This is a genomic window from Chloroflexus sp. (assembly GCF_034434295.1).
Classification (GTDB): domain Bacteria; phylum Chloroflexota; class Chloroflexia; order Chloroflexales; family Chloroflexaceae; genus Chloroflexus.
Genome location: NZ_DAOTZQ010000027.1, coordinates 1 through 5,709 on the forward strand (window position 1 = coordinate 1; position 5,709 = coordinate 5,709).

The window sequence follows — 5,709 nt, forward strand, 5'->3', positions numbered from 1 at the left end:
GATATTGAATTCAGTCCTGATGGTCAGTTTATGCGTCTCGGATTACGTGATCGAGTTGGTGATTTAGTCTTCTTTGGTGAACCACCGCAAGGTCACTATACTGCAACGTCCCAGGGAGATACTCTTAATTATCGGTTTAGTGGCGGTAGATGGATACTGCAATTATCAGGCACCAATCGTCTTGATCAGGTGCATATCCGTGACTCGAGTAGAAGACTCTCCGCAAATCTGGCTGACTGGGTGAATGACCACTTGCATGGATATCCTGAAAGCGATGATCCAGCGCATGTTGAAAATCACATGGGTAGCTTACTGGCTATCCCAAACCCTGATGGAACCGAGACAATCGTGGCGACATCGTTGCTGGGTGACAATGCATCAGGGCTGATGTTGTATACCTCTAATCAGCCGCATCCATTCCGTGCGATTACCCTGATTCCGTCTGGTAGTAATAAGTCAGCGGCGCTCGGTGATCTCGAACTTCTCTGCACGTATGCATTTATCAGTGGACAACTCTGGCATGACCTTAACGGGAATGGCATTCGTGAAGCGGGTGAACCACCATTGAGTGGTATACGGCTTGAGGTTTTTGAACCCGGTCAATCCTTGCCGCTTGGTCACGTGGTAACGGCTTCTAACGGCAGCTATACCGTTGCCGTGCCACCCAACCGGGCATTGCATGTGCGTGTGGCTCCGAATCAATTCCTGAGTGGTCAGCCGCTGGCCGGGATGACCTATTCGCCACAACGTGCCGGTCCTGCAACCCTCGATAGCGATGCCCATCCCGTCTTCGGCGTGGTTGAGTTTGCCGGTCGTCATGCCGGAAACGGCGTGACCGGTAATGCGCTGATGATGCCGGTGCGCAGTGAACGGGTTCAGTATGTCGATATTGGGCTTACCCGGCAATTTCGTCCGGCTACCATTGGTGATCGAGTCTGGCATGATCTCAATCGTAATGGCATACAAGACGCCAATGAGCCTGGACTTGCCGGTGTGATGATCCGGCTGGAACATCTACCCGGCTCTTCACCTGTCGTACACAGCTATCCCCGCACAACTTCCAGTGATGCCCAGGGGCGCTACACGTTTACCAACCTCGAACCTGGTCAGTATCGCTTGTTTGTGACTTCACCTGAAGGTTATACCTTTGCGCCGGCAGGCCGTGGCGGAAATGCACGGCTCGACAGTGATATTGATGAACGTAGTGGTTTCAGTCAAGTAATAGCTATCAATCACGGTGTAACACAAACAGATATTGATGTCGGCCTGATGACGAATCAGGCGGCGATGGATCTCAGCGTAGAGCTGAATGCACCTGCTGAAGTCGTAGTTGGCGACGAACTTCACTACACCATCTTTTATCGCCATACCGGTCAGGTTGCAGCAACAAATGTGGTTCTCCAAATGACATTACCGGGCGGAGTGAAGTTGATTAGTGCCAGTATGCCGGTTCAACAGCAGGGATCAACGCTGGTCTGGCAGATTGGACAACTGAATCCGAATAGTAACGGTAGGATTGAAGCGCGGGTACGTGCCCCAACAACGATTGGCAGCAATCTGAGCCAGACCGTTGCTGCTACTGCTGTTATTAGTTCCCGACCGGCTGACACAAACACAACAAACAATAGCTCTACACAGTTTACTCGCCTGACTCGCGCCGAGGTTAGCATTTCTAAAACTGCACCGGCAACAGTGCTTAGTAGCGACATGATCCTCTACACCCTGCGGGTCGCGAATCGTGGTAGTGCAACGGCGTCACAGGTAACAATTGCCGATCGGTTGCCAGATCAGGTTGATTTTGTCAGTTTGTTGCAGGCACCGGCGGGAGCGTGTCGCTATGCGGGAGCAGAGCGGACACTCCGCTGTGTGATGAGCAGCCTGGCACCACAGCAGGAAGCAATCATCAGTTTTCAGGCCCGCCCGCGACCAGACGCAGCCAGCCGACTTGATAACCGGGCGACAGTAACGACAACAACGGCGGGCGACTCTCTAACCGATAATTCGGCGATGGCGAGTACTGCTTATCTACGGCCAAATCCAGCAATTCGTTTGACCTTCGTGCCAGCTCCGACGGCAGCAGGTGAACCGGTCCATCTGTTGATTGGCTATCAGAATCGCGGTAATGGTTTGGCACGTCAGACAACGATTACTGTACTCTTGCCAGCAGCAGTGAAGCTCTCCACGCCACCGAACGGATGCCAGCAGCAGGGGAATCAATTGCTTTGTGCGCTCGGTGATCTGGTGCCTGCGGCCAGTGGTGAGCTGCGGCTGGATATGGAAGTACCAGCCACACCAACCATTGATCAGTTGAGTGTGCAGGCATCGATTAGTACGATAACCCCGGAACGAATTGTTGATCAGCAGGACAATCAGGCCAGCGCAACCATAGCTGTTGTCCGTCCAAATCCGTTTGTCCTGCTCCGTGCGCCGACCAGCATTGTCGGCCAGGGCAGCATATTTGCCTACACGATTGATTATGGCAACCTCTACCGACGCCGTCCAGCCCAAACGCGACCGGCAGCCAACACCGTGCTTGAATTTGAGTTGCCGTCCGATGTGCAATTGGTCGGTGCCAGTCGTACACCCACAACCCAACAAGGGCGTTTGCTGCGATGGGATCTGGGAACGCTGGCAGGGCAAACTGCGGCAAGGATTGAGGTCGTCGTGCAGACTCGCGTTCCGGCGGGTACAGTCTTGCCGGCAACAGCACGTATTGCTACGCTGACACCTGCCGATGATCCAGTTGACAATGTAGCTTCGTTGAACATCAACGTTGTCCCACCACCGACTACCATCGGTACTGCAACCGGCGATCTGAGGGTTGCCATTCGCTCGACCCTGGACCCGGCGGCACGCGATGGCAGTCAGACCAACGGTGTTTACCTCTCTGAAGATGCTGCTATTGCATGGCCGACTGGCGAAGTGCTCGATCTGACGCCCCAACTGACCAATTTGCAATTCAGTGATGAACCATTACCGTGGCCCTACGCCTATCAGGTGCGCGTGGTCGGCTGGAGCCTGACTGAAGTTGAAATGGATGGTCAGCGCTTCGATCCGCGAGCCGCTGATAGCCGTGGTATCACCGGTTGCCGTCCGGGGGCGCGACCGCTGCTGACGCCAAAACTGCTCAGTGGCTGTGTGTATCGCTATCTCGGTGGGGAAAGTCGGGAACAACTCAGTGCAGCCACTATTCGAGAACGTGATCTTGATGATCAGGTCCATCTCTACTGGAGCAGACCTCCGATACCGCCCATGCGCTCTGATGTCTATCTGTACGCCACCGACCAGATAAACCGGGCGCGGCTGACGATCCAGGTGGAACTTGAGGTGCAGATTATCAATCAGGCACCGGGCAGTATCGGTGGCGTACCGCTACCCCCCATTCCGGTGGCACCACTGCCTGATCCAGCACGCCAGATCGTGTCCGAACAGATTGACATCACCCTGCTGGCACCGCGATCACTGGTTGGGCCGGGGAGTTGAGCGATGAATCGCGGGCAGAATGTGTGTCCGGCGAAACCGGAGGAGCCTGGCAGGTACAGCCGTTCGCTACCGGTGGAGATATGTCATCTGCTCACAAAACCCAGCCGGTCAAGACCGGAGGATTAAGCGATGAATCGCAGGCAGAATGTGTGTCCGGCGAAACCGGAGGAGTCTGGCAGGTACAGCCGTTCGCCACCGGTAAGGGTGTCATCAGATGAACAAAGCCCAACATGACAGACAGTTGGCACAGGCTGGTTTCAGGACCGGATCGAGCACTAACGCGCCGCCAGTACCAGCCTGGCAAGCCAGACAGTTGGTACAGGCTGGTTTCAGGCCACGCAATAAAGCGTTTCACTGCCTGCAACTAGTTGAGAAAAGGAGCACGCGATGAAACACTATCGTCCGCCGGGACAGACACTGATCGAGATGGCACTGGCCCTCCCGATCTTACTCACACTGGTTATAGGTCTTTTTACGGTGGGGCAAATTCTGCTCATTCATTATGCCGTCAATCAAGCGGTACGTGCGGCAGTGCATCAGGCTGCCCTGACCGGAGGTGATCGCACCGCAACTGAACTCGCAGCCCGGCAGTCACTGCACGGAAGCCTCGGTATTGACGTATCGGCAAGTGAGGTTGTCATTTCGTGTCCACGCCGACCGTGCCGGCGCTACGACCCGATCACAGTTGAGGTGCGCTACCGGGCCTCACTCTGGGCACCAACGGCATTGCTTCCTTTTAGCGAGGACATGGTGGTACGAGCCAGCGCCACACGGGCTGCTGAGCGCGATCAACAGTAGGAGAGGTGTATGTGGCACCGTCATCACGGGCAGGCATTACCGATTCTGGCGCTGATGTTGCCAGCGCTGACACTCTTCATTCTGGTGGTGATTGAGGTCGCTAACCTCTGGCTTAACGTGGCGCTGCTTGAAGATGCACTTCAGCAGGCAACGCGCTCGGCTGTGCAACACCTCGATTACGCGATGCTGGCCCGTAACACGCAATCGCTACGCGGTCACCGCACCTGTCAGGCGGTGACCGTCACGAATCCCGGTCATTGTGCGGCCATTGTCAACGTAGCACATCAATTTTTGATCGCCAACCTGCGGACTGCGCGGCTGGATGGTCATGATCCAGACAAACTGGCTGCGGCTGTGCGCTGGACAGTGTTACCACAAGGAGGGACGTGTGCGTATGTGACCAGCTCTACTCCACTGCTCTGTGCTGAAGTGCAACCAACCCTGCACGGCCTGTTTGGTTTAGGAGAGATTCGCCCGCGTATTCGGGCCGCTGACACGATTGATCGCCTGAGTCGGCCTTAACCTTGCAATGAAAGGAGCACTCGCATGTCTGCAATTGGTACGCTTCATCAGGCGCTGAGCCGCCGGCGCAGCAATCCCCTACCGGCGATTCTCATCGGTCTGGGTTTGCTGATCACGGCTGTTTTTACCGTGATTGCTTTTATGGAGGCAAGTCGTAGTGAACCGGTGGTGATTCTGGCGCGGGATGTGCCGTATGGACAGCAAATCAGTGCCGATGATCTTGCAGTTGTTCTGCTTCCCCGTCATCGTCCGGTGCAATTGACCGGCATTAGCTCGCCGGCATTGGCCGTCGGGCAGTATGCAGCCCGTCATCTTGCCGCGAACGATCTGCTTCAGCCCTCGATGTTGATGGAGCATGCACCGACCCAGCCGGTCTACCCGAACGGTGAGGCGTTGACGTCGGGGATGGTTGCGGTGCCGTTCAGCACCGAGACGATTGGCCCGCTCACCCATCGTGATCGGATCAATATTGGCTTTAGCGATCCGAATGGGTCGCCCGATGTTTGTGATCAGGCACGGCAGGCAGCCGAAGGGCGCGAGCCAACCGTGAATCCGCCAGCCTCACCGTTGCAGCCACGACCGTATGCGTGTCGTTTGCTCAGCGGTGCACGAGTGCTCTACGTGGATGGAGAGGCAGGCATTGCATATCTGGAACTGACGCCGTACCAGTCACACGTGATCCAGGCCGTACAGGCTGCCGGTCTGCCTTTGTGGGGTGAACGCTACGGCAGTGACTCTCCGATCTTGCCGGCGTTGGATCGACTGGACATTGGTCAGATTACGGTTGAGGAATTGGTTGCGCCGGCACTAGCGGTAGATGATGTACAACCGTGAACGGTTGCGGGGGTGTACAGGATGTGAGAGTGCAGACGCATGGAGATGAGGTAAACGCCCTCACCCCTGGCC

4 protein-coding genes are annotated in these 5,709 nt (G+C 55.9%); all 4 read left to right on the top strand.

Annotation, left to right across the window (positions count from 1 at the left end):
* On the top strand, positions 1–3,483 hold a 3,483-nt coding region (locus tag VAE57_RS04635; protein ID WP_322820732.1), incomplete at its 5' end, for an SdrD B-like domain-containing protein.
* A 387-nt stretch (positions 3,484–3,870) separates the two neighbouring features.
* Positions 3,871–4,281 carry a TadE family protein gene (locus VAE57_RS04640; RefSeq protein WP_322820733.1) on the top strand — a complete coding sequence of 137 codons (411 nt, stop codon included), beginning with the start codon at positions 3,871–3,873 and terminating at the stop codon, positions 4,279–4,281.
* 9 nt (positions 4,282–4,290) lie between these two features.
* Positions 4,291–4,803, top strand: coding sequence for a hypothetical protein (locus VAE57_RS04645; RefSeq protein ID WP_322820734.1), 513 nt, complete (start codon positions 4,291–4,293; stop codon positions 4,801–4,803).
* A 24-nt stretch (positions 4,804–4,827) separates the two neighbouring features.
* Entirely contained in the window at positions 4,828–5,637 is an 810-nt protein-coding gene (locus tag VAE57_RS04650; RefSeq protein ID WP_322820735.1) for an SAF domain-containing protein, read from the top strand.
* Positions 5,638–5,709: the final 72 nt, after the last annotated feature.